Annotated in this window: 25 protein-coding genes; 10 read left to right on the forward strand and 15 right to left on the reverse strand. The window is 65.5% G+C overall.

Annotated elements, in window-relative coordinates; all coding sequences use genetic code 11:
* Nucleotide 1: 1 nt before the first annotated feature.
* Genes hutX through I6F33_RS04395 form a run of 4 tightly spaced genes read left to right on the forward strand, consistent with a single transcriptional unit; the run spans nt 2 to nt 2,587 of the window.
* Nucleotides 2-517, forward strand: a complete 516-nt coding sequence (hutX, locus tag I6F33_RS04380) for a heme utilization cystosolic carrier protein HutX (protein ID WP_225141222.1) — start codon at nt 2-4, stop codon at nt 515-517.
* A gap of 23 nt (nt 518-540) precedes the next feature.
* Nucleotides 541-1,317, forward strand: coding sequence for a tonB-system energizer ExbB (gene exbB, locus I6F33_RS04385; RefSeq protein WP_128264129.1), 777 nt, complete (start codon nt 541-543; stop codon nt 1,315-1,317).
* A 2-nt stretch (nt 1,318-1,319) separates the two neighbouring features.
* On the forward strand, nt 1,320-1,760 hold the full coding sequence (gene exbD, locus I6F33_RS04390) for a TonB system transport protein ExbD (protein ID WP_225141223.1): 441 nt from the start codon (nt 1,320-1,322) through the stop codon (nt 1,758-1,760).
* The gene (locus I6F33_RS04395; protein ID WP_225141225.1) at nt 1,760-2,587 is read left to right on the forward strand and encodes an energy transducer TonB; all 828 of its coding nucleotides are present in this window, start codon (nt 1,760-1,762) and stop codon (nt 2,585-2,587) included. The genes exbD and I6F33_RS04395 overlap by 1 nt, the downstream gene beginning before the upstream one ends.
* A gap of 60 nt (nt 2,588-2,647) precedes the next feature.
* Here the strand turns inward: I6F33_RS04395 and I6F33_RS04400 are convergent, their stop codons facing one another.
* From I6F33_RS04400 to I6F33_RS04420, 5 genes are all read right to left on the reverse strand, one after another.
* A complete protein-coding gene (locus I6F33_RS04400) occupies nt 2,648-4,003 on the reverse strand; it encodes an esterase-like activity of phytase family protein (protein ID WP_225141227.1) in 1,356 nt (451 codons plus the stop codon).
* Nucleotides 4,004-4,145: 142 nt separating this feature from the next.
* Nucleotides 4,146-4,988 carry a carbohydrate ABC transporter permease gene (locus I6F33_RS04405; RefSeq protein ID WP_225112986.1) on the reverse strand — a complete coding sequence of 281 codons (843 nt, stop codon included), beginning with the start codon at nt 4,986-4,988 and terminating at the stop codon, nt 4,146-4,148.
* Between the two features lie 49 nt (nt 4,989-5,037).
* On the reverse strand, nt 5,038-5,994 hold the full coding sequence (locus I6F33_RS04410; RefSeq protein WP_035998865.1) for a carbohydrate ABC transporter permease: 957 nt from the start codon (nt 5,992-5,994) through the stop codon (nt 5,038-5,040).
* 141 nt (nt 5,995-6,135) lie between these two features.
* Nucleotides 6,136-7,476 carry an ABC transporter substrate-binding protein gene (locus I6F33_RS04415; RefSeq protein ID WP_057028022.1) on the reverse strand — a complete coding sequence of 447 codons (1,341 nt, stop codon included), beginning with the start codon at nt 7,474-7,476 and terminating at the stop codon, nt 6,136-6,138.
* A gap of 86 nt (nt 7,477-7,562) precedes the next feature.
* The gene (locus I6F33_RS04420; RefSeq protein ID WP_035998879.1) at nt 7,563-8,606 is read right to left on the reverse strand and encodes a C-terminal binding protein; all 1,044 of its coding nucleotides are present in this window, start codon (nt 8,604-8,606) and stop codon (nt 7,563-7,565) included.
* Nucleotides 8,607-8,858: 252 nt separating this feature from the next.
* Between I6F33_RS04420 and I6F33_RS04425 the strand changes: the two genes are divergently transcribed.
* Nucleotides 8,859-10,544 carry a methyl-accepting chemotaxis protein gene (locus tag I6F33_RS04425; RefSeq protein ID WP_225141229.1) on the forward strand — a complete coding sequence of 562 codons (1,686 nt, stop codon included), beginning with the start codon at nt 8,859-8,861 and terminating at the stop codon, nt 10,542-10,544.
* A 120-nt stretch (nt 10,545-10,664) separates the two neighbouring features.
* Here I6F33_RS04425 and I6F33_RS04430 read toward each other — a convergent pair whose 3' ends face one another.
* Together I6F33_RS04430 and I6F33_RS04435 are read right to left on the reverse strand one after the other, a co-directional pair.
* The gene (locus I6F33_RS04430) at nt 10,665-11,642 is read right to left on the reverse strand and encodes a tripartite tricarboxylate transporter substrate binding protein (RefSeq protein ID WP_035998887.1); all 978 of its coding nucleotides are present in this window, start codon (nt 11,640-11,642) and stop codon (nt 10,665-10,667) included.
* Nucleotides 11,643-11,739: 97 nt separating this feature from the next.
* Nucleotides 11,740-12,675 carry a DMT family transporter gene (locus tag I6F33_RS04435; RefSeq protein WP_036022066.1) on the reverse strand — a complete coding sequence of 312 codons (936 nt, stop codon included), beginning with the start codon at nt 12,673-12,675 and terminating at the stop codon, nt 11,740-11,742.
* Between the two features lie 92 nt (nt 12,676-12,767).
* On the opposite strand from I6F33_RS04435, the gene I6F33_RS04440 reads away from it, so the two are divergent.
* Nucleotides 12,768-13,169, forward strand: a complete 402-nt coding sequence (locus I6F33_RS04440; protein ID WP_225141231.1) for a DUF1330 domain-containing protein — start codon at nt 12,768-12,770, stop codon at nt 13,167-13,169.
* Between the two features lie 194 nt (nt 13,170-13,363).
* On the opposite strand, the gene I6F33_RS04445 is transcribed toward I6F33_RS04440, so the two are convergent.
* Nucleotides 13,364-14,296 carry a DMT family transporter gene (locus I6F33_RS04445; RefSeq protein ID WP_035998893.1) on the reverse strand — a complete coding sequence of 311 codons (933 nt, stop codon included), beginning with the start codon at nt 14,294-14,296 and terminating at the stop codon, nt 13,364-13,366.
* Between the two features lie 423 nt (nt 14,297-14,719).
* On the opposite strand from I6F33_RS04445, the gene I6F33_RS04450 reads away from it, so the two are divergent.
* Nucleotides 14,720-16,012 (forward strand): adenylosuccinate synthase, encoded by a 1,293-nt coding sequence (locus tag I6F33_RS04450; protein WP_057028019.1) that lies wholly within the window; start codon nt 14,720-14,722, stop codon nt 16,010-16,012.
* A 37-nt stretch (nt 16,013-16,049) separates the two neighbouring features.
* Nucleotides 16,050-17,636 (forward strand): hypothetical protein, encoded by a 1,587-nt coding sequence (locus I6F33_RS04455; protein ID WP_225141233.1) that lies wholly within the window; start codon nt 16,050-16,052, stop codon nt 17,634-17,636.
* Nucleotides 17,637-17,757: 121 nt separating this feature from the next.
* Here I6F33_RS04455 and I6F33_RS04460 read toward each other — a convergent pair whose 3' ends face one another.
* The 3 genes from I6F33_RS04460 to I6F33_RS04470 all read right to left on the reverse strand — a co-directional run bounded on the left by I6F33_RS04460 (nt 17,758) and on the right by I6F33_RS04470 (nt 18,780).
* Entirely contained in the window at nt 17,758-18,030 is a 273-nt protein-coding gene (locus I6F33_RS04460) for a hypothetical protein (RefSeq protein WP_036022099.1), read from the reverse strand.
* A 252-nt stretch (nt 18,031-18,282) separates the two neighbouring features.
* On the reverse strand, nt 18,283-18,501 hold the full coding sequence (locus I6F33_RS04465) for a hypothetical protein (protein ID WP_036022080.1): 219 nt from the start codon (nt 18,499-18,501) through the stop codon (nt 18,283-18,285).
* Nucleotides 18,502-18,537: 36 nt separating this feature from the next.
* Nucleotides 18,538-18,780: a hypothetical protein gene (locus tag I6F33_RS04470; RefSeq protein WP_225141235.1), complete on the reverse strand. Its 243-nt coding sequence runs from the start codon at nt 18,778-18,780 to the stop codon at nt 18,538-18,540.
* A 142-nt stretch (nt 18,781-18,922) separates the two neighbouring features.
* On the opposite strand from I6F33_RS04470, the gene I6F33_RS04475 reads away from it, so the two are divergent.
* Nucleotides 18,923-19,348 carry a DUF5413 family protein gene (locus I6F33_RS04475; protein ID WP_035998913.1) on the forward strand — a complete coding sequence of 142 codons (426 nt, stop codon included), beginning with the start codon at nt 18,923-18,925 and terminating at the stop codon, nt 19,346-19,348.
* Nucleotides 19,349-19,406: 58 nt separating this feature from the next.
* Nucleotides 19,407-19,949 (forward strand): DUF4112 domain-containing protein, encoded by a 543-nt coding sequence (locus tag I6F33_RS04480; RefSeq protein ID WP_085972009.1) that lies wholly within the window; start codon nt 19,407-19,409, stop codon nt 19,947-19,949.
* 239 nt (nt 19,950-20,188) lie between these two features.
* On the opposite strand, the gene I6F33_RS04485 is transcribed toward I6F33_RS04480, so the two are convergent.
* From I6F33_RS04485 to msrA, 4 genes are all read right to left on the reverse strand, one after another.
* Complete coding sequence (locus I6F33_RS04485; RefSeq protein ID WP_024337713.1) at nt 20,189-20,482, reverse strand: hypothetical protein; 294 nt, start codon at nt 20,480-20,482, stop codon at nt 20,189-20,191.
* A 212-nt stretch (nt 20,483-20,694) separates the two neighbouring features.
* Nucleotides 20,695-20,859: a DUF3309 family protein gene (locus tag I6F33_RS04490; RefSeq protein WP_035998916.1), complete on the reverse strand. Its 165-nt coding sequence runs from the start codon at nt 20,857-20,859 to the stop codon at nt 20,695-20,697.
* Nucleotides 20,860-20,967: 108 nt separating this feature from the next.
* Complete coding sequence (gene msrB / locus I6F33_RS04495) at nt 20,968-21,387, reverse strand: peptide-methionine (R)-S-oxide reductase MsrB (RefSeq protein ID WP_225141237.1); 420 nt, start codon at nt 21,385-21,387, stop codon at nt 20,968-20,970.
* Between the two features lie 30 nt (nt 21,388-21,417).
* Entirely contained in the window at nt 21,418-22,122 is a 705-nt protein-coding gene (msrA, locus tag I6F33_RS04500) for a peptide-methionine (S)-S-oxide reductase MsrA (RefSeq protein WP_225141239.1), read from the reverse strand.
* Between the last annotated feature and the right edge of the window lie 104 nt (nt 22,123-22,226).

Genomic DNA, 22,226 nt, shown 5'->3' on the forward strand with positions numbered 1-22,226 from the left:
TATGCTGAGCACCGATCTCGCCGACCTCAAGGCGCATATGGCGGACAATCCGGGTGCCGTGATCGAGGACGTCGCGCGCGAGCGCAGCGCCACGCCGCGCGCGGTGATCGAGGCGTTGCCGCCGTCAATGGTGCGCATCGGGAGCGGCGAACATTTTGCCGCCGCCATGCAGGCCATCGCGGAATGGGGCGAGGTCACGCTGATCGTCCACACCGATGATGCGATCTTCGAGTTCACCGGGACCATTCCCGCGGGCGAGATCGGCCGCGGCTATTTCAACCTGATGCAGCCAAAGGGCCTGCACGGCCATCTCCGCCACGAGCGCTGCGCGGGAATTGCCTTCGTCGAGCGGCCCTTCATGGGCAAGTCCTCGGCCTTCGTCGCCTTCGTGAACGCCGACGGCGGCATCATGTTCAAGGTCTTCGTCGGCCGCGACGAGACGAGGGCGCTGCGGGCGGATCAGCTGGCGCGGTTCCGGCGGCTCGCGGACCGGATCGCGGCGAAGCTTTCGGCGTGACTTCCATTTGTCGGGAGATCAGGATGCAGAGCAATTCCACGCTAGGGCACGTGATCCTCACAATCGCACTGGCGCTCGTGCCGGCGCCGGCCTTTGCGATCGACGCGGCGCTGTTGCCGCGCAATCTGTCGCCCTGGGGCATGTTCCTCGGTGCCGACATCGTCGTGAAGGTCGTGATGGTCGGGCTTGCCGTTGCCTCGCTGGCGACATGGACGGTCTGGCTCGCCAAGACCATCGAGCTGCGTCGCAAGGGCTCGCTCGCCTTGCAGCGGACGCGCACCCTCGAAGGCAACATGACGCTGGCCGAGGCATCCGCGCGGACCGGCGACGCCCGCGACGCAGTCGCGCAGCTGATTCAGTCCTGCGCCAGGGAGGCCGAGCTCTCCGGCGGCATTCTCGACGACGGCCTGCAGGAGCGCGTCGCGTTGCGGCTGGAGCGGGTCGAGGCGGCGATGTCCAGGCAGATCGCGCGCGGCACCGGCGTGCTCGCGACCATCGGCGCCATCGCGCCGTTCGTCGGTCTGTTCGGCACCGTCTGGGGCATCATGAATTCCTTCATCGGCATCTCCGAGAGCCACACCACCAGTCTGGCGGTGGTCGCGCCCGGCATTGCCGAAGCGTTGCTCGCGACCGCGCTCGGTCTCGTCGCCGCGATTCCGGCGGTGGTGATCTACAATCACCTCGTCCGCGGCATTGCCAATTACCGCGCTTTGCTCGGCGACGCCTCGGCGCAGCTCATGCTGCTGGTGAGCCGCCAGCGCGACCACGGCCATTTCCGTCTGGCGCGGGCAGCGGAGTAGCCATGGCCGTCAAGCTCGGAACATCGAAGCTCGGCTCGCGCGGCGAGACGAGCGATTTCGACGTCACCCACGAGATCAACGTCACGCCGTTCATCGACGTGATGCTGGTGCTACTGATCATCTTCATGGTGGCCGCACCGCTCGCCACCGTCGACATCGGCATCGATCTCCCGGCGACCGCCGCCGAGCCGGCACCGCGGCCCGACAAGCCGGTCTTCGTCACCGTCAAGCCGGACCTTTCGATCGCCGTGGGTGAGGATATCGTCGCTCGCGACGGGCTCAGCACCTCACTCGATGCCGCCACCAAGGGCCGCAAGGACGAGCGCATCTATCTGCGCGCCGACAAGGCCGTCTCCTATGGCGACCTGATGGAGGTGATGAACACCCTGCGCAACGCCGGCTATCTCAAGGTCGCCCTCGTCGGGCTCGACGGACGCAGCTGATGGCAGCGAACGCCTTTGCCTTGCATCAGCCGCTTGACGAGCGGGAGGGCGCGCGCTGGGGCGCCTCGGCGGCGATGATCGTGGGGCTGCATCTCGGCGCCGCGCTGCTTGCGATGAACTGGCTGAAGCAGGTGCCGGACGAGGGCGTCAACATGCCGGCCATCCTGATCGACATGACGCCGGAGACGTCGGCACCGCAGTCGACGCCGCTGGACATCGCGCCGGGACCGATGATGCAGCAGGGGGATGCGTCACCGCCCGAGCCGGTGCAGCAGCAGGCTGTCGAGGAAATGATTCCGCCGACACCGCCGCAGGAGCAGCCGGATGTGGTGGCTCCACCGGAACAGAGCCTCAAGCCGAGCCCGTCGGAGCCCGAGCCTGCGAAAGTTACACCCGTGGAGAAGCCCGCCCCGGCGAAGCCCAAGGCGGTCCGCCTCGACGCCCGGAAGCCGTCGGATGCCCTTCTGGCGCCGCGCACCAGCGCACCGCCGCGCGCGGAGCGGCAGGCGCCGCTGGCCTCCGCGGTGAGTGCAGGCTCGTTGGCATCGACCATGGCGACTTATTATCAGCGCGTCCGCGCGCACCTCATGCGCTTCCACCAGTATCCGACGAGCGCGAATGGCCAGAGGGGCGTGGTCAAGGTGAGCTTCACGCTCGGCCGTAACGGTCAGGTATTGTCCAGCCGCCTCGGCGGCTCCTCGGGCGTCGCAGCGCTCGATGCCCAGGCGATGGCCATGGTGCGCCAGGCCCAACCATTCCCGCCGGTGCCGGCCGAGATCACTTATGCAACCATACCCATCAACGTCCCGGTGATTTTCGGGAAGTAGCCATGGGCAATGACTCTCCCTCCCGCGGAAAAGCGGGAGGGAGAGAGAGCGAGCCTCGCCTCACTTCGCCTTCAGGAAATCCGCGACCTCGAGCAGCACGAACTCGTTGTCGTCGGCCTTGTTGGGATCGCGACTGGAGGAGAACGGCAGGTTGTTGTCGTTGCCGACGATGATGTGGGTGTCGTCGACGCGATCGACGTTCTCGATGGTGAAGAACGGGAAGGTGTAGACGCCGTCGTTGAGCGGCTTCCGCGCCTTCTTGTCGGGATCCCTGATCTTCATCAGGTCGATATAGCCGATCTTGCGCACGGGCTTGCCGACATTGGCGTCGGTCAGCTCGATCTTGTAGACGCGCTTGAACTTGGCGAGGTCGGGGAAGCAGTTCTCGCCGCGCTGGCCTTGCGGGCAGGCCTTGTCGGCGGTGCCCTCGCCATTGTCGCGCTCGATGACGAGGCCGGAGGCCTGGTCGATCATGTTGAAGTCGCCGATGGCGTTGCCGTTCTGCTCGAACACATAATGCCAGTAGCGGCCGGTGAATTTCTCGGCGGCGACGTCGAATTCGAGGATGCGCGAGGCTTCCTTGCCGTCGACCTTCTCCCAGTCCTTCTTGTCGGCATCCCACAGCGGTCCCTCGAGCAGGCCGTAGAGGAACTTGCCGTCCTTGGACGCGGCGAAGCCCTCATAGCCCTTGGAGCGGCGGAGATTGACATTGGTGTAGGTCGCGCCCGGCGCGGCCGGCGTCCCCACCGCCCAATTGTCGGGCGAGCGCACCGGCTTGCCGTCGGCGACCGTATCGAACACGCCGAGGATTTTGCCTGACTTGTCCGCCTTCAGGACATAGGGGCCGAACTCGTCGCCGATCCAGAAGGTGTCGCCGACGATCTGGAAACCTTCGGTGTCGAAATCGGAGCCGGTGAGATAGCGCTTCTGGGTGTCCTCGTGCACGATGCGGAAGGGGACGCGTCTGTCGGGGTCGTGCAGGAAGATGGTCTCCAGCCGCTCCATCTTGCTGCTGGCCCAGTCCATCTTGTAGCGGTTGAGGTACAGCATCGAATCCGGCGAGTTGGCGCGCGCGCCCATGCCGTTGTCGGTGAGGACCCAGAACGTGCCGTCGGGCAGGGTCTTGATGCCGGAATGCCCCTGCAGCGGCTGGCCCTTGAACGGCAGCGGCACGCCGGTCGGACGCTCGAAGGACTTGCCCATCACGGTGCCGAGCGCGTCGACCCGCTTGCCGGTGGTATATTTGCCCGCCGCCTTGAGATCGGCGGGGGCATCAGCCGGCGCCTCGATGAAGGTTTCGGCGGGCATCACCGCGTGGCCGGCGAGCTTGGCGGGGAATTCGCCCTCGCTCTGCGCGAGCGCTGTGCTCGCGGTGAGGATGATCGTGGCGACGGTGCAAAGAAAAGTCGCGCGCATGTGCGTCTCCTGTTGGCGGACGCAACGCTTATGCGGATCGCATGTTGCAGTATTGTGAAGCCAGGCCAAAGGCCGCAGCGCTCTTCGCCTCTCCCCGCCTGCAGACCGTGAGAACGGGGAGAAGGGGGACGAGAGAGCGGGGCTACTCCTTCACCGCACCCGTCAGCGAAGAGACGTAGTAATCCACGAACAGCGAGTAGAAGATCGCGACCGGGAGCGAGCCGAGCAGCGATCCCGCCATCAGCGCACCCCATTGATAGACGTCGCCGGTGACGAGCTCGGTCAGGATCGCGACCGGCACCGTCTTGTTGGCGCCGCTCTGGATGAAGGCGAGCGCGTAGATGAACTCGTTCCAGGACAGCGTGAAGGAGAAGATGCCGGCCGAGATCAGCCCGGGCACCGCGAGCGGCAGCGTGATCCGGCGCAGGATCTGCAGCCGCGTGGCGCCATCGACCAGCGCGCATTCCTCGAGCTCGTAAGGAATCGACTTGAAATAGCCGATCAGGAGCCAGGTGCAGAACGGCACCAGGAAGGTCGGATAGACCAGGATCAGCGCCAGCGGCGAATCGAACAGGCCGAATTGCACCACCACGGTGGCGAGCGGAATGAACAGGATCGACGGCGGCACCAGATAAGCGAGATAGATGCCGAGGCCGACATAGGGAGAGCCGCGGAAGCGCAGGCGCTCGATCGCGTAGGCCGCCAGCGTCGACGCGATCAGCGACAGCGTGGTCGAGCCGATCGCGACCAGCATCGTCGTCTTCAGCCATTGCGGATAGGCGGTGTTGAACAACAGATGCTTGATGTGCGCCAGGGTCGGCGAGGAGATCCAGAACGGGTTGTTGTCCCGGTAGTTCATCAGCTCCGCGTTCGGCTTGAACGAGGTGATCGCCATCCAATAGAACGGAAACAGCAGGATCAGAACGAAGCAGCCGAGCGGCAGGTAGATCATCATCAGCCGCCGCAGCCCGGAATCCCAGGCCATGGTGTCGGGCGGCGCTTTTGCGTCCGCGACGGTCGATTGCGCGACGGTTTCAGTCATTGGCCTCTCCCTGCTGCCATTTGCGGCGTGCTAGGCCGAAATAGGAGAACAGCGTCGCGAACACCAGGAACGGGATCATCGACACCGCGATCGCCGCGCCTTCGCCGAGCTCGCCGCCGGCGATGCCGCGCTGGAACGCCAGCGTCGCCAGCAAATGCGTCGAGTTCACCGGACCGCCGCGGGTAATGGCGTAGACCAGCTGGAAGTCAGTGAAGGTGAAGATGATCGAGAACGTCATGACGATGGCGAGGATCGGCAGCATCATCGGGAAGGTGATGTAGCGGAAGCGCTGCCAGGCGCTGGCGCCGTCCAGCATCGCGGCCTCGTAGAGCGAGGGCGAGATGGTCTGCAAGCCGGCCAGCAGCGAAATCGCGACGAAGGGAATGCCGCGCCAGATGTTGGCGGCGATCAGCGAGAAGCGCGCCGGCCAGGGCGAGCCGAGGAAGTCGATATTGCTGTCGCGCCAATGCAGAACGTCGACCAGGAGGTACGAGATGATCGAGAACTGCGGATCGTAGATCCACCAGAACGCCAGCGCCGACAGCACCGTCGGGACGATCCAGGGCAGCAGCACGATGGCGCGCAGCAGGCTCTTGAACGGGAAATGGTTGTTGAGCAGCAGCGCGAGCCAGAAGCCGAGCGCGAATTTTCCGAAGGTCGCCACGGCCGTGTAGAACACGCTGTAGAACACCGCGTTCCACCACAAGGGGTCCGTGAGCAGGTACTGGAAATTCTCGATCCCGACATAGATGCCGCGCCGGCCGATCGTGGTGTCGGTGAAGGCGAGCCAGACGCCGAGGCCGAGCGGGTAGGTCAGGAATACCGTGAGCAGCCCGAGCGCGGGCGCGAGGCACATCACGATCAGGAACGGCTTGTAGTCGAACAGGCGCACGATCCAGTTCGGCTGCCGTTGCGCCAGTGCGTGGGAGGAGAGGGTGGTCACGGACATAGATTGGTTTGTCCCGTCTGAAGTGTCACGACACCGTCATTGCGAGCGAAGCGAAGCAATCCAGTCTGTCTCCGCAGTGATCGTCTGGATTGCGTCGTCGCAAGTGCTCCTCGCAATGACGGCGGCTCTGTCGTCGTCGCTCTACCGCTGTCGCCGGAAGTAGCGCTTGCAGCGCTGCTCGGCTTCCGCAGCCGCGGCTTCCGGCGTGGCGGCGCCTGTGGCGACGGACGCGCACATCTGAATCAGCACGTAATCGGCGCTGACTGCGCCGGTGGCCGTCGAGATCGGCCCCTTGTAGCCGTCATAGTAAGTGCTGTTCATCGTGTTCTTGAACAGGCTCACCTTCGGATCCTGCGACCACACGGCAGCCTCGGCATAGGCGGCCAGCGGCTGCGACCAATAGCCCGAATTGGCATTGAGCCACGGCTCGTATTGGTCCTTCTCCAGCATGTACTGCAGGAAGGCCTTGGCGGCATTGGGGTACGGGCTGTGCTTGAACACCATAGCGTTCAATGTCAGGCCCGCCATCGGCGAGACCTTGGCGAGGCCCTTGGGCAGCAGCTGATGCTCGCTGTCCTCGGCGATGGCCTTGGTGGCCGGATCGTTCTTCAGCGAGAAGTACAGTGAGACGCCGTTGGCCGTCAGCGCGATCTCCTGCGAGGAATAGGCCCGGTTGTTGCTGACGTCGTTCCAGGACGGCGTGCCGGCGATGAAGGTCGGATACAGCTCCTTGACCCAGTTCAGTGCGGCGATCGTCTCTTTGCTGTTGATGGTGACGTTGCCCTCCTCGTCGAGCAGGGAGGCATTGTGCGACCACAGCGCCCAGTTGGCGAAGCCGTTGCCGTCGCCCTTGGCGTTGCCGAGTGCGAAGCCGGCCGGCTTGCCTGCCTTTTGCAGCTTGCGGCAGAGGTCGAGCACGCCGGCATGATCTTCCGGAACCTTGTCGAAGCCGACCGATTGCAGGACCGACTTGCGGTAGATCAGGGGACCTGCGGTGGCGCCGAACGGCAGTCCGATCCAGGACTCGCTCTTGTTCTTCTTGCCGTAGCGTTGCGCCAGCGGCAGCCAGCCGCCGTACTTCTTGCCGAGATAGTCGGCGACGTCGGTGAGCTCGATCAGCTTGTCGATGTAGATGTGAGGCGCGTCGGAGAAGCCGATGATGATATCGGGGCCGGCGCCGGAATTCGAGGTCACCGCGGTCTGCTGGTTGATGTCCTCCCAGCCGACGAAGTCGACCTTGACCTCGACCCCGGTGTCCTTGGTGAACTTTGCCGCATTGGCGCGGAACACGTCCTCGTCCGCCTGGACGAAGCGCACCGGGCGCAGCATGCGCAAGGACGCGCCCTTTTCGATCTCGCGCTTGGGTGCCGGGACGTCGGCAGCCTTGATAGCGGATGTTTGCGCTGCAGCACCGGTGGCCGCGAGCGTTGCAGCGGACAGGCCCAGCGCCAAGGCATCACGACGTGTGATGTCGTTCCTCATCAGTACCTCCCTATGATGTCTCCCTTCCCGGCGTTGATCGCCGGTGAAGGGCCGTTTCGGTCGTGGGCGCTTGCTGCGCCGCCCGCCTAGCTGTTCGGCCCGCGGTCCATGCTGACGGGCTGCCAGCGGCGGAGCGCGGTGTTCTGCAGCACCGACGGATTGACGCAGCTTACCGGCCACATGCCCTGGAGCACCAGTGACAATTCGTAGCCCACCCGGCGCTTGCGCGCCTCGTCGAACCGTGCCGAGGCCGAGGCGACATGGGCGGTCAGGGTCACGTTCTCCATGCCGAGCAGGGGATTGTTGTGCGAGGGCGGCTCCTTTTCCAGCACGTCGAGAGCGGCGTGCGCGATCCAGCCCTCCTGCAGCGCCTTGATCAGGCTCTCCTCGTCCACGGTGGCACCGCGGCCGGTGTTGATGAAGATCGAGCCTTTCTTCATCTGTCGGAAGTGCTTCTCGGTCAGCATGTGATGCACCTCGGGCCGCGCCGGGGCATGCATCGAGACGAAGTCGGATTGCGACAGCACCTCGTTCAGCGTCGCCGGGATCACGCCGTGTTCGTACATCAGCGTTTCCTGGATGAAGGGATCGTAGGCCATCATGCGCAGGCCGAAAGGCGCGGCGCGTCTCGCGACCGCACGCGCAACCCGGCCGAACGAGATGAAGCCGAGCGTCTGGCCCATCAGCCTCGGGATTTTCAGCAGCGCCGGCCGGCCCTCGGCCCAGCGGCCGTCGCGCACCATGCGGTCCTGCTCGACCAGGCGGCGGAAGCCGGCGAGCAGCAGCATCATGGCGTGGTCGGCGACCTCCTCGATGAAGGTGTCGGGAATGTTGGTGACCGGAATGCCGCGGGCCGTGGCGGCCTTGACGTCGACACTGTCGACGCCGACCGAGCCGAGCGTGATCACCTTGCAGCTCTCGAGCGCGTCGATGATGGTCTTGGTGATCGGGATGCCCTTGGCGTAGATCGCGTCGGCATTCTTCGCGGCGGCGATGAACCCCGCCTCGTCGGCGGGCCCCTCGACGATCTCGGCATCGATCGGATCGAGCGCCTCGCGCTCATAGGAATAATCGCTGCCCGCGACGGTGAAGCTCGCACCCTTCGGCGTCACCACCCTGTATTTCGGCATTATCTGCTCCCGATTTGGTTTCTTGTTGCGCCCCGCCTCGACGGGCGGGCCTTTGCGTCTTTTACGCGAAATCCGGGCGAGTGCGTACAATTCACGGTTGTTGCGGGTGAGGTATATTTCCGCTTTTCCGTGCAAGCCCCGGGCTTCTACGGAGGTGCGTAAGTAACTTGCTAAGGGCTCCGCCACTAAGACTTGATTCGAATTTGATCGTCTCGTCGTGCGCCTGTACCCCATCATTGCCGGAGCTAACCTGTGAAGTTGAGCAATCTGAAGATCGCCCCGAAGCTTGGCATTCTCGTCGGCGTCACGCTGTTCGGCCTCTGCATCTCCGGACTTCTCGCCGGCTATCTGATGAAGCGCGAGATGGTAAATGCGCGCATCGACCAGGCCAAGGCGATCGTCGAGCTGGCGCGCAACTATGCCGCCGCGTTGAAGAAGCGCGTCGATGCCGGCGAGATGACGAAGGACGCCGCGATGGCCGAGCTTCGCCGCTACGGCAACGCGATGACCTATGACAAGGGTGCCGGCTACCTGTTCGGCACGTCCTATGACGGTCTCACCCAGCTTGCGCCCGATCCGAAGGTGATCGGCACCAACCGAATGGACATCGTGACCAACGGCCGCAAGCTGTCGCTGGAATTGATGAACGGCGTCAAGGCCAACGGCGAGATCCTGCTTCACTATGAATATATGAAGCCCGGCCAGGAAACGCCGATCCGCAAGATCGGTTACGCCGTCGCGGTCCCCGGCTTCGATATGTATCTCGGCACCGGCGCCTATCTGGATGACATCGACGCCAAGATGGGTCCGGTCTACTGGCTGCTCGGCCTGGCTGTGCTAGGCATCGTCATCGTTGCCGGCAGCGTCGCCTGGATGACCGGCCGCAGCATCAGTGTTCCGCTCGGGCTGCTCGGCACCCGGATGCGGGAGCTGGCCGACGGCAAGCTCGAAGGCGACATCCCCGGCGTCGGTCGCGGTGACGAGGTCGGCGCGATGGCATCGACCGTGCAGATCTTCAAGGACAACGCGATCCGCATCCGCGACCTCGAGAAGACCGACGCGGACGCCAAGGAACGCGCCGCGGCGGATCGCCGCAGCGCCATGGAGGAGATCGCCAACGATTTCGAGCGCAGCGTCAACGGCATCGTCCGCTCGGTCTCCTCGGCCGCAGCCGGCATGCAGACCACGGCGCAATCGATGACCGCGGCCGCCAGCGATGCCTCCTCGCGCGCGGCGACCGTCGGGGCCGCCTCGCAGAAGGCGTCCGGCAATGTTGGCACCGTTGCGGCCGCCGCCGAAGAGCTGTCGAGCTCGGTTGCGGAAATCTCCCGCCAGGTGACACGCTCGACTGAAGTTGCGAGCCGTGCCGTCAGCGATGCCGAGCGCACCAACGCCACGGTGCAGGAACTCTCCACCGGTGCCGAGAAGATCGGCGAGGTGGTCAAGCTCATTCACTCGATCGCGGCACAGACCAACCTGCTCGCGCTCAACGCCACCATCGAGGCGGCGCGTGCCGGCGAGTCCGGCCGCGGCTTCGCCGTCGTCGCCTCCGAGGTCAAGGCGCTCGCCAACCAGACCGCGAAGGCGACCGAGGAGATCTCCGCCCAGGTCGCGGCGATGCAGACCTCGACCAGCGATGCGGTGTCGGCCATCTCCGGCATCACCCAGACGATCGCCGAGATGAGCGAGATCACCGCCGGCATTTCCGCATCGATCGAGCAGCAGGGCGAGGCGACGCGCGAGATCGCCCGCAACATCCAGTCGGTCGCGGCCGGCTCGAGCGAGATCAACGCCCATATCGGCAGCGTCACCTCGGCCGCCGAAGCGACCGGCAGCGCGGCCAGCGATGTGCTCACCAACGCCCGCGAGCTGGACACCCAGTCCGGCGCGCTGCGCGATGCCGTCGATGGCTTCCTCGCCAAGGTCCGCGCGGCGTAAATTCTTGCGCTGAATTCGTAGAGTGGGCAAAGACGCGAAGCGTCGTGCCCACCTTTTCTTTTTGAGTACGGTGCGACTCTTCGTGGGCACGCTGCGCTTTGCCCACCCTACGAGACCGTACTACTGCTTCTCGATCTTCGCGTTGGCGATCAGCTTCTCCCACAGCACCAGCTGCTCGTTCACGAAGGTGCCGAGCTGCTCCGGCGTGCCGGAAAAAGCGTCCATGCCGAGCGTGGCGAGCTTGGCCTTGATCTCCGGGTTCTCGATGATCTTGCGGATCTCGGTGTTGAGCCGGGTCACGATCTCCTTCGGCATGCCGGCCGGGCCGAAATAGCCCTGCCAGGACGTGATGTCGAAGTCCGGCACGCCGGCCTCCTGCATCGAGGGCAGGTGTGGCACCAGCGGCGTGCGGTTCTTGGTGGTGACGGCGAGCGCGCGCAGCGCGTTGCCGTTGACATGGGGCAGGCCGGTCAGGATGTCGACGAACATCATCGACACGCGGCCGCCCATGACGTCGTTGAGCGCCGGCGGCGAACTCTTGTAGGGCACGTGCAGCAGGTCGAGCCCGGCATTGTGCGCGAAGGTCGCGCCCGACACGATCGCCGCCGAGGAGCCCGAGGCGTAGCTCAGCTTGCCCGGATTGGCCTTGCCATAGGCCACCAGCTCTCCGACCGTCTTGGCCGGCACCTCGGGATTGATGACCAGCATGAAGGGCAGATCGCCGGTGCGGGCAATCGGGGTGAAATCCTTGACCGGATCGTAAGTGAGGCTCTTGAGCAGATAGGGATTGGCCGAATGCGTCGTGTTGGTCGTCACCAGCAGCGTGTAGCCGTCGGGAGCAGCCTTCGCGACATAGGTCGCGGCAAGCATGCCGTTGGCCCCCGCCTTGTTCTCGATCACGATGGGAACGCCGAGCGCCTGCGACAGATGCTGCGAAATCAGCCGCGTCGTGGTGTCGGTGCCGCTGCCGGCCGCGAAGGGCAGCACCAGCGTGATGTTGCGGCTGGGATAGGTGTCGGCGTGAGCGGTGGATGCTGCCGTGAGGCATAGCGCGGCCGCGGCGACGGTCCGCAGGTTTCGAATCAGCCCTGAAATCATGTCGGTCGTTCCCTCTTTTTGGTTGGCGGGGAACCTAGCTTGTCCAAAGGGGAATCGGAAGATGGCTATAGGTCGTGACCGCGTCCGTCGCGCGGAATTATGTCATCGCCGAGCCCCGGCGCGATGCAAGCACGACCCCGGCGAGCACCAGGGCGTAACCGATTAGGTGGAACGGCTGGAGCTTCTCGCCCAGCAGCACGATCGCCAGCGCCGAGCCGAACACCGGCACCAAATGGAAGAACGGCGCCGCCCGGTTCGGCCCGATCAGCGCCACGCCGCGGTTGAAGAAGAGATAGGCGAGTGTGGAGGGGAAGATCAGGATGTAGCCCAGTGTCGCCAGCGTGGTCGCGTCGAATTGCAGCACGCGGCCGCTCGCCGCCTCCCAGATCGCCGTCGGCAGCAGCATCGTCGCGCCGCAGCAGGTGGTGAAGGACAGGAAGGAGAGCTGGTGGATCTTCGGCCGGCGCGGGATGAAGGCCGAGTAGAGCCCGAACGCCACCAGCGAGGAGGCGAACATGATGTCGCCCCTGTTGAAGCTGATGCTTGCCAGCGCCGCGAGGTCGCCGCGCAGGATGATGATCAGCACGCCGAGCAGCGAGATCGCGATGCCGCCGAGTTGCGCGCCGGTCAGCCGCACGCCGAACAGCACCAGCGACCACAGCGCCACGAACAGCGGACCCGCCGACTGGATCAGCAGCGCATTCAGCGCCTCGGTGTATTGCAGCGCCCAGTACGAGATCGCGTTGTTGAAGGCAAAGCCGACCAGCGACAGGAACAGCATCAGGGGCATGCTCTTGCGCAACGCAGGCCAGTCGCGCTTCAGATGCGGCCAGGCGAACGGCAACAGGATCAGGAACACGCCGAACCAGCGGATTGTGGTGATCGTCAGCGGCGGCACATGCGCCCCGACATGGCGCGCGAGCACGATGTTGCCGGCCCAGAACAGCGAGCTCAGGCTGAGCAGCAGATAAGGCTGGTTGTTGAGCCAGCTGGCCGGATTGGCGGCCGGTGGCGCGGGCGAAGCGGTCGTCATGGGCGTTGGATACAACTTGCGCCCGATTGCCGCGATGGCACAAGTCACAGCGCCGCAATGCTACAATGCAGCCGAGCCTTGAGGAGGTGCCATTGGCGGTCAATATGTTGAACATCGAGGGCCTGGAGCGGCTCGATCCGAATGCGCCGGTGGTGATGCTGAACCTGATGCGCTTCCACGCGCGCTCGCTCGATGGCGACGGGTCGGGCTGGGACGCATACTTGCGCTACAGCGCGATCACGGTGCCGATGATCAAGGCGCGCGGCGGCACGCTGCTCTGGACCGGTGAAGCCAAGACAGTCGCACTCGGTCCGCACGCAGGCAACGATTGGGACTTCGTCGCGCTGGTCCATTACCCGTCCGTCTCGGCCTTTCTCGACATGATGACCTCGCAAGCCTACGAGCGCGAAGCCGATCCGCATCGCGTCAACGGCTGCGCCGAGCACGTGATCATTGCGACGAGCGAGGCGTACAGCAAGTTCAAGACGAAGTAGCAGCGCGTGCACTTTTCCCCTCTCCCCTTGTGGGAGAGGGTGGCTCGCCGCGTAGCGGCGAGACGGGTGAGGGGTCTCTCTCCGCGAGTCCACTCCCAATTGAATGCGCGGAGACAACCCCTCATCCGGCGCTTCGCGCCACCTTCTCCCACAAGGGGAGAACGGAAGTGCAGCGAGCGCTTCGATGGAGCCGCCTAACTTGCCTGCTTTCGCGACGCCGCGAACACGCCCGCCAGCACCAATGCGAAACCGATGAAGTGGAACGCCTGCGGGTGCTCGCCCAGAAACGCCATCGCCATGATCGAGCCGAACACCGGCACGACGTGGAAGAACGGTGCGGCGCGGTTGGCGCCGATCAGGCGCACGCCGCGATTGAAGCAGAGATAGGCGAGCGTCGAGGGAAAGACGGCGACGTAGAACAGCGTCAGGAGGTTCGGCCCGTCGAGCTTCATCACCGGGCGAGCGGACAGTTCCCAGATCTCCAGCGGAATGAGACAGGCGGCGCCGCAGCCGAAGGTGAAGGCGAGGAACGAGAGGCCGTGCATCGGCGGCCGCCTCAGTGACAGCACCGAATAGAGCGCGAAGATCAGGAGCGCGAGCAGGAAGATCAGGTCGCCCTTGTTGAAGTCGATGCTCGACAGCGTGGTGAAATCGCCGTGCAGCAGGATGGTCAGCACGCCGCACATCGACAGCAGCACGCCGAAGGCCTGCGCGGCGGTGAGACGAATGCCGAGGATGACCAGCGACCACAACGCCACCAGCAGCGGCGCGGCCGACTGCAGCAGCAGCGTGTTGAGCGCCTGGGTGTGCTCCAGCGCCCAATATTGCAGCGTGTTGAAGGCGCCGATGCCGGTGACCGAGAGCGTGACCATCAGGCCGAGCTTGCCGCGGATCGCCGGCCAGTCCTGCACGAGGTGCTTGAAGGCGAACGGCAGCACCAGCAGGAAGGCAAAGAACCAGCGCAGGAACGACAGCGTCACCGGCGGAATGTGGCCGGCAGCGAGCCGCCCGACGATGGCGTTGCCGGCCCAGCACAGCGCGGTGATGCTGAGCAGCAGGTAAGGCTGGTTGGCGATCCAGCTGTGGCCGGATGTTTCCGCGGGCGTGGTCTGGCCGGTGGCGGACATTGTGATGGTTGAGCCCCGCGTCGAGTACGCCGAGCCCTCCGGCCCGGCGAGGTCCGGGCCGGCTGATCACCCGGCAGGTCCAAAGACACGGAAAACCAGGTTGCATCAACGGGGACGGGCGCATCGCGACCATGCTGGCGGCGAAGGCGGCCTCTCCCGCTTTGGTCGAAGCCGCCTGCGCCGGCCCGCCAGGGTCCGGGATTTTCCGCGGATATCAAGGGCTTGGACCGGACGTTGGACCCCGAAAAAGCCCCGTTCTTGCTTGCCTAGAAGGGCTGCTTCCTTTATCCGGTTGGCTGCCTTGCGTGCGGGCGGCTCCGGCTGCCGATTGGGCTGGGCGCAGGCGTGATCCCGGAAGAGTGGGCACCGGTTTTCCGCGAGGATCATGCCTTCTAGAGACAGATTGAACAGGATTACCCGCGAATGGCCAATGTTGTCGTCGTCGGCGCCCAATGGGGCGACGAAGGGAAGGGCAAGATCGTCGACTGGTTGTCGGAGCAGGCGGATATCGTCGTCCGCTTCCAGGGCGGCCACAACGCCGGCCACACGCTGGTGATCAACGGCAAGACCTACAAGCTCGCGCTGCTGCCCTCCGGCGTGCTGCGCGAGGGCAAGCTGTCGGTGATCGGCAACGGCGTCGTGTTCGATCCCGCCGCTTTCCTCGACGAGGTCGCCAGGCTCAGGTCGCAGGGCGTCGATGTCGGCCCCGACAACCTGCGTGTCGCGGAAAACGTCACGTTGATCCTGCCGCTGCACCGCGAGCTCGACGCGCACCGCGAATCCGCCAGCGCCGCGACTGCGATCGGCACCACCCGCCGCGGCATCGGGCCGGCCTATGAAGACAAGGTCGGCCGCCGCGCCATCCGCCTGATGGATCTGGCCGATCATCAGACGCTGCCACACAAGATCGACCGCCTGCTGGCGCACCACAACGCGCTGCGCCGCGGCCTCAACCTGCCGGAATTCGACGGCGCGGTGATCCTGAAGGAGCTGATGGCGATGGCGCCGCAGCTGCTGCCCTATGCCGAGACGGTCTGGCGGCTGCTCGATATCGAGCGGCGCGCCGGCAAGCGCATGTTGTTCGAGGGCGCGCAAGGCGCGCTGCTCGACGTCGACCACGGCACCTATCCCTACGTCACCTCGTCCAACACGGTGGCGGCGCAGGCCGCGACCGGCGCCGGCCTCGGGCCAGGCGCGGTCGGCTACGTGCTCGGCCTGTGCAAGGCCTACACGACCCGCGTCGGCCAGGGCCCGTTCCCGACCGAGCAGGACAACGAGATCGGCCGCAAGATCGGCGAGCGCGGCCGCGAGTTCGGCACCAATACCGGCCGTCCGCGCCGCTGCGGCTGGTTCGACGCCGTGCTGGTCCGCCAGGCGGTTCGGACCTGCGGCATCAATGGCCTGGCGCTGACCAAGCTCGACATCCTCGACGGCTTCGATTCAATCGAGGTCTGCACCGGCTACAAGCTCGACGGCAAGGAGATCGACCATTTCCCGGCCGGCGAGGGCGCGCAAAGCCGGGTCGAGCCGATCTACGAGACCATCGAGGGCTGGAAGGAGCCGACCGCCAATGCGCGGTCCTGGGCCGACCTGCCGGCGCAGGCCATCAAATATGTCCGGCGGATCGAGGAATTGGTGGGATGTCCGGTCGCGCTGCTTTCCACCAGCCCGGAACGCGAAGATACTATCCTGGTGCAAAATCCGTTTGAGGCTTAACGATATCTTACCGGGACGCGCGTATAGTTGAGTAGAAATGGCTGATTACTATCCGCTGATCGCCCGCGCTATTGCCGCCCTGGACCCCAACGCTCCCGGCGAAAGCCGTCGCGCGCTCTATGAACGGGCGCGCACGGCCCTGATCGCGCAGCTGCGCAGCGTGCAGCCGCCGCTCTCCGAATCCGAGATCACCCGGGAACGGCTGTCGCTGGAGGAGGCCGTCCGCAAGGTCGAATCGGAGGCCGCCCAGCGGGCCCGCGAGGCCTCGCGTCCCGGTGGCGCCGCCCGCTCCGGCTCGAGTGGCGATGCCTTCCGCCGCGCCAGCACCCGTGCCACCGAGGCGAGCCCGGCTGCGGCTCCGCCGCGCACGCGTCCGGCCCCGACGCCGCCGCGCGCCGACCGCCCGTCCTTCAACGTCGATGATCAAGGCGAGGCCCCGCGGCCGCCGCGCGCGCCCCGTTTCGACGCCCCGCGCCCACCTGGCCCCGCCGCCCCGCCGCCGGAGCCGCCGGCCGGCCGCGATCGCCAGGGTGGGCGGCGTCCGCCCGACGTCGGCCCGCCGCCGCCGCTGCCGTCCTCACCCGGCGTGCGCGGCTTCCGCGACATCACGGCCGACGCCAACGATCTCGGCGGTGCCGCCGCGCAGGCCAGCCGCGCCGCGCGCCGCACCTACGCCAACGTGCCCTCGCCCTCGCCGGAATTCGACCGGCTGGAGCCGAGCCTGGAAAACCGCGCCGGCGAGACCGAAGCGCCCTATTCCTACGACGAGTCGATCGAGGAGGCCGAGCGCTACGCGCCGCAGCCGCCGTCGCCGCGTCCGCGCATCGCCCCCGATCGCGACGTCAAGAAGCGCGCCCGCACCGGCTCCGCCTTTCCGTTCAAGAGCGCGATTGCCGTCGGCATCGTGCTCATCCTGGTCGGCGCCGGCATCCTCTGGGGCAAGCAACTGGTCCAGATCGTCAACGGCTTTCTCAAGCCGTCCGCGACGCAAGTTGCGGATACGCCGACCCCGGCGCAGCCGCAGAGCAAGCCCAAGATTCCCGATCGCGTCGGTCAGCCCTCGGCGGACCAGCCGGTCGCGCCGGTGGCGCAGAAGGTCGTGCTCTACGACGAGGATCCGTCCGATCCGAAGGGCAAGCAATATGTCGGCTCGGTGGTGTGGCGGCTCGAGCCGATCAAGGCCTCGGGCAACCAGAAGGCCGACGTCGCCGTGCGCGCCGACATCGAGATTCCCGACCGCAAGTTCAAGATGACGATGTCGTTCCGCCGCAACACCGATTCCTCGTTGCCGGCGAGCCACACGGCGGAGCTGACCTTCATCCTGCCGCAGGATTTCCCCGGCGGCAGCGTCTCCAACGTGCCGGGCATCTTGATGAAGTCGAACGAGCAGGCCCGCGGCACGCCGCTCGCCGGCCTCGCGGTCAAGGTCACCGACGGCTTCTTCCTGGTCGGCCTCTCCAATGTCGACGCCGACCGCGCCCGCAACGTCCAGCTCCTGAAGGAGCGCTCCTGGTTCGACGTGCCGCTGGTCTACGCCAACCAGCGCCGTGCCATCATCGCCATCGAGAAGGGCGCCCCCGGCGAGCGCGCCTTCAACGACGCCTTCGCGCAGTGGGGCGATTGAGGCTCTTCTGTCATTCCGGGGCGCGCGTAGCGCGAACCCGGAATCCATTTCACCGCGTCACATGCCGCCCGATGGATTCCGGGCTCGTGCTTCGCACGCCCCGGAATGACGTCCGAGAGGACTACTGCGCCGCGGCTTCCCGCTTGCGCGATGCCGCGGCGGCGGCGTGCTGGCGGTCCATCACGGCGCGGCAGCCGGGGCTGACCTGCGCCTTGTTCCGCACCATGCAGGCGGTGATCCGCGGGATGTCGGGAATCTCGCTGGAGCACAGCCGCATGGCGTCACCCGAGCACATCTGCTGGGCTTCTTGCGTGAAGGCGAAACTGGGTGAGGTCTGGAGAGCGAAGGTGGTGGCGACTGCGAAGAGCGAAGCGATGGTCTGAAGGCGTGTCATGTGGAATGGATCCCCGAGTTCCCTTAAGGCTTGAGCCGCTTGGTTTTGGGGCGCCGCACGCGGCTTGATCTGCCGCATGTCGCAGCCTTCACCTCGGGAGCTTCGATCCCGCGTGTGGTCGCTCGACTTCTTGATGCTCGAATCGAAAGTGCTGCGCCGCCCGAGCGAAGTATGCGCCATTGTCACGCGCCCGCAATGGCCGGCACAAAGGAATTCGCAATTGTTGCACGCCAGTCACGTCGCGCGATCAGATCAGCCGATCGGAGATGCTTGTTCCTCATCGCTCGCGCCGAGAGCGGCGGCGTGCTCCTCGACAGCGGTGACGCCCTTGGGCGTCAGCTCGAACAGATCGCCGTCCTTCATCACGTAGCCGTCGGCGATCAATTGCCCCATCTTGCCATGCCGGTCGTCGGCAAAGGCAACGGACTGGCTGATGTCCCGCAGGATCGAGAGCTCTTCGTCGTGCAACATGGCTTCACTCTCCGTTCGCGGGTTATGGGTCCGTCCTCACATGCCGTGGCTCTGAAACACCTTGCTGCAAGACTTGGACAGCTTGGCCCTGTTGGCTTGCAGGCAGCCTTGCACTGCCATCTCGTTGCCAAGGTCCTTGCGGCAGAAACGCTGAGCGTCTCGCGTGCAAGCCTGCCGCTCCTGCGGCGTGCCCATATGGCCTTGGGCCAGCGCGGGTGCCGTCGGCAGGCTGCTCAGGGCCGCCAGCGCGATCGTCGCCAGGAGAAATTTGCGGGCCATCGGCGGCTCCAGTCTGCCAGGGGTCAATTCAGGTCCAGCATGAACTCATCGCCTTGCCACTTGTTCCCCTTAAGGAGCCCGGCGCCCGCTGTTCAAGGTTCCCGCTGCGCTGCTATAACGCCTGCAGAGTGTGAGGTGCTTGATGAAACGCTATCTGGTATTTGCGCTGGTCGTCCCATTCATCGGCGGGTTCCTGCTGCTGCTGACGACGACCTACCAGTCCGGCTATTGGGCCCAGACCAACCTCGGCGAGGTTGGCAAGCTGTTCGCGGTGTTCTTCAAGACGCTCCAATACAGCTACCTGTTCGGGTTCTTGCCTGCGCTGATGATCGGCGCAGTCGATGACATCCTGATCCACATCCGCCGGATTGGGCCGGTCTTGCGGATGCTCCTGGTCGGCCTGTTCGCCTTCGCTCTGGCCTCGCTCACCCACAGCTCGCGCGGGCCGGATTCGGGCGCGGTGCAGTTCATCCTGTACGGGCTCGTCGGTTTCGTGCCGGCGGTGATTTCATCCTGGCTGGTGCATCGCTACGTCGAGGAGCCGCAAGCCGCGCCGGTGCCGACCTGACGCGCGGCGTTCGGGCGCGGCCGCAACCTCCGCCGCGCTGGCGCGTTCACTGAAGGCCATGGCCATGCAAGACGACGACATCCTCGCTCCGCGCAAATCCCGTTCCGGGAGCGGCTCGCATGCGCGCTTTTCGCGCGACGAGGCGCGCGGCCCGATCATCGACCAGGACGGCCACGAGATCAGGCCGGAAAGCCTGGAGCAGGGATTTCGCGAGTTTCGTTTCGAGTTCGGTCAAGGCAGCCCGTTCGGCAATCTGACGCGCGAGCAGCGGATCGCGCGGCTCGAGGCGATCGCCAAGCTGCTCGACGTCGCCTTCATCCTGCCCGGCACCAACATCCGCTACGGCATCGACGGGCTGATCGGATTGATTCCCGTCGTCGGCGACGTCATCACCACCGCGATCTCGCTGTGGCTGGTGCGCGAAGCCCGCGCGCTGGGCGCGCCCTGGCACATCACGGCGCGCATGCTCGGCAATGTCGCGGTTGACGGCGTGGTCGGCCTCGTCCCGTTCGCGGGCGACGCCTTCGACGTCATGTTCCGCGCCAACACGCGCAACGTCCGCCTGCTCCAGCGCTGGCTGGAAAAGCAGCCGCGGATGTAGCCTGGCTGAGAGCGCTCGCCGCGAGTCCGATTGGTCGACAATGCGCTCGATCTCCCTGCGTCGTCATTGCGAGCGCAGCGAAGCAATCCAGAATCTATCCGCGGAGGGACGCTGGATTGCTTCGCTGCGCTCGCAATGACGGATGAGAGATAGCGGGTGAGAAAGCCCCCAAACACAAAAGGCGCGACGACCTTTCGGCCATCGCGCCTTCTGCGCACATCGAACTTTGTTGCGAAAGCTTACGCCGCGTCGGCGTCGGTCTCCGCGGCCGGGGCCGGCTTGGGCCGGCGGGGCAGCGGGAAGGCATCGCTCTCGTACAGCGAGCGGATGCCGTTCTGGTCGAAGCGCGCTTCCTCGACCTGGAGATAGGCGCCGTTCAGCGAGTCCGTCGGCAACTGCTCCATCGCGAACTGCACGGCCTCGGCCGCAGTGCCGAACCGCCGATAGGTGAAGCCCGCGCGCTTCTTCTTGCGGATGGCCGCGGGGAAGAGTTCGGCGGAGGTGTTGAAGTTGAACGGACGCAGTGGACGCATGGTCAAAGACCTCGTGATCTTCTCTGGGGCTTTAAGCGCGTGGGGTTGGGGAGGGCAGGGGCCGCAATCGAGCGGGCCCGCCGCATGTCGTTGTCGCCCTCTAATATAGGCCGATTTGACAAAAATGCGACCCCCGCGATGCGAGATGATGAATCAGCGCATGGCAGCCCCGCGGAGACGAAACTTATCAATGTTTCAATGACTTATATGGCTTAAACTTTGCCAAGAAGCAGCAGCACGACCAGGATCACCAGCACGACCCCGCCGATCCCGATGCCGGAATGGCCAAGGCCATAGCCGTAGCCGCCGAACCGGCCGGACAGGCCGCCGACGAGATAGATGATCACCAGGATGATCAGGATGGTCCCAAGCGCCATGGCATCCTCCCTGGCGGCCACCGAAATGCGATGATCGGCCGCACCGCCAGAGCAGAAAAGCACATCGCGCCGCCGGGTTCCACGGGGGAACCCGACGGCGGGCTCGGGTTATTTGGGCTCGAGCTTCAGGGCCGCGGAATTGATGCAGTAGCGCAGGCCGGTCGGCCCGGGGCCGTCGGGGAAGACGTGGCCGAGATGGCCGCTGCATTTGGAGCAGAGCACCTCGGTGCGGATCATGCCGTGGCTGGTGTCCTGCTCCTCGTCGATGTGGCTCTCGACCGCGGGCTGGGTGAAGCTCGGCCAGCCGCAGCCGGAATCGAACTTGGCATCCGACTCGAACAGCACATTGCCGCAGCCGGCACAGACATAGGTGCCGGTACGGTGGTCGTGCTCATATTCGCCCGAGAAGGGACGCTCGGTCGCCTTCTCGCGCAGCACGGCGTATTGCATCGGCGTCAGCTCGCGCCGCCACTGCTCTTCACTCTTGATGACCTTGTCGTCGGTCGCTTTCGTCTTGGTGTCGGGCATGGGTCTCCCGTTGCTTTGGGGATCTCGCGATCAGTTGCTGGCCTTGCCGGCATTCACCAGCGTCGGCTTCTCGATGTAGTTATCCGCGAACAGCTTTTTCAGGTTCTCGACCTTCGGGATGTCGTTATAGACGATGTAGGGCTGGTTCGGGTGCAGCGTCAGATAATCCTGGTGATAGGCCTCCGCCGGATAGAACGCCTCCAGCGCGCCGATCTTGGTCACGATCGGCTTGTTGAACACCTTGGCGCCGTTGAGCTGGGCGATATAGGCCTCCGCGACCTTCTTCTGCTCGTCCGACGTGGTGAAGATGGCCGAGCGATATTGCGGGCCGACGTCGGGACCCTGGCGGTTGAGCTGGGTCGGGTCGTGCACCACCGAGAAGTAGATCTGGAGGATCTTGCCGTAGGAGATCTTCTTCGGGTCGTACTTGATCTCGACCACCTCGGCATGGCCGGAGCGGCCGCTCGACACGGTCTTGTAGTCGGCGGTCGCCTTGGTGCCGCCGGCATAGCCGGAGACCGCGTTGACCACGCCTGCGGTGTGCTGGAAGACGCCTTGCACGCCCCAGAAGCAGCCGCCGGCGAGCACGGCGGTCTGGACGCCGCTCGCGGGCGCCGCGTCCAATGTAGGGGCTGGGATCACGACCGCCTCCTCCGCGGCCCGCGACGGCATCACGAAAGCCAGCGTCAGGGCGGTGGTTGCGGCGAGCAGGGTGGCGAGGGCGGTTCGGCGCATGGCATCCTCTTTCGGAAGGGCTGACAGTCTAGGGCGGTCGGGACCGGGCGAACAGCCTGCCCGGCCGCGTTTTGGCATCATCCGAGATACGGGCCGTACCGCAG

The organism is Bradyrhizobium sp. BRP20 (assembly GCF_020194215.1).
GTDB lineage: Bacteria > Pseudomonadota > Alphaproteobacteria > Rhizobiales > Xanthobacteraceae > Bradyrhizobium > Bradyrhizobium yuanmingense.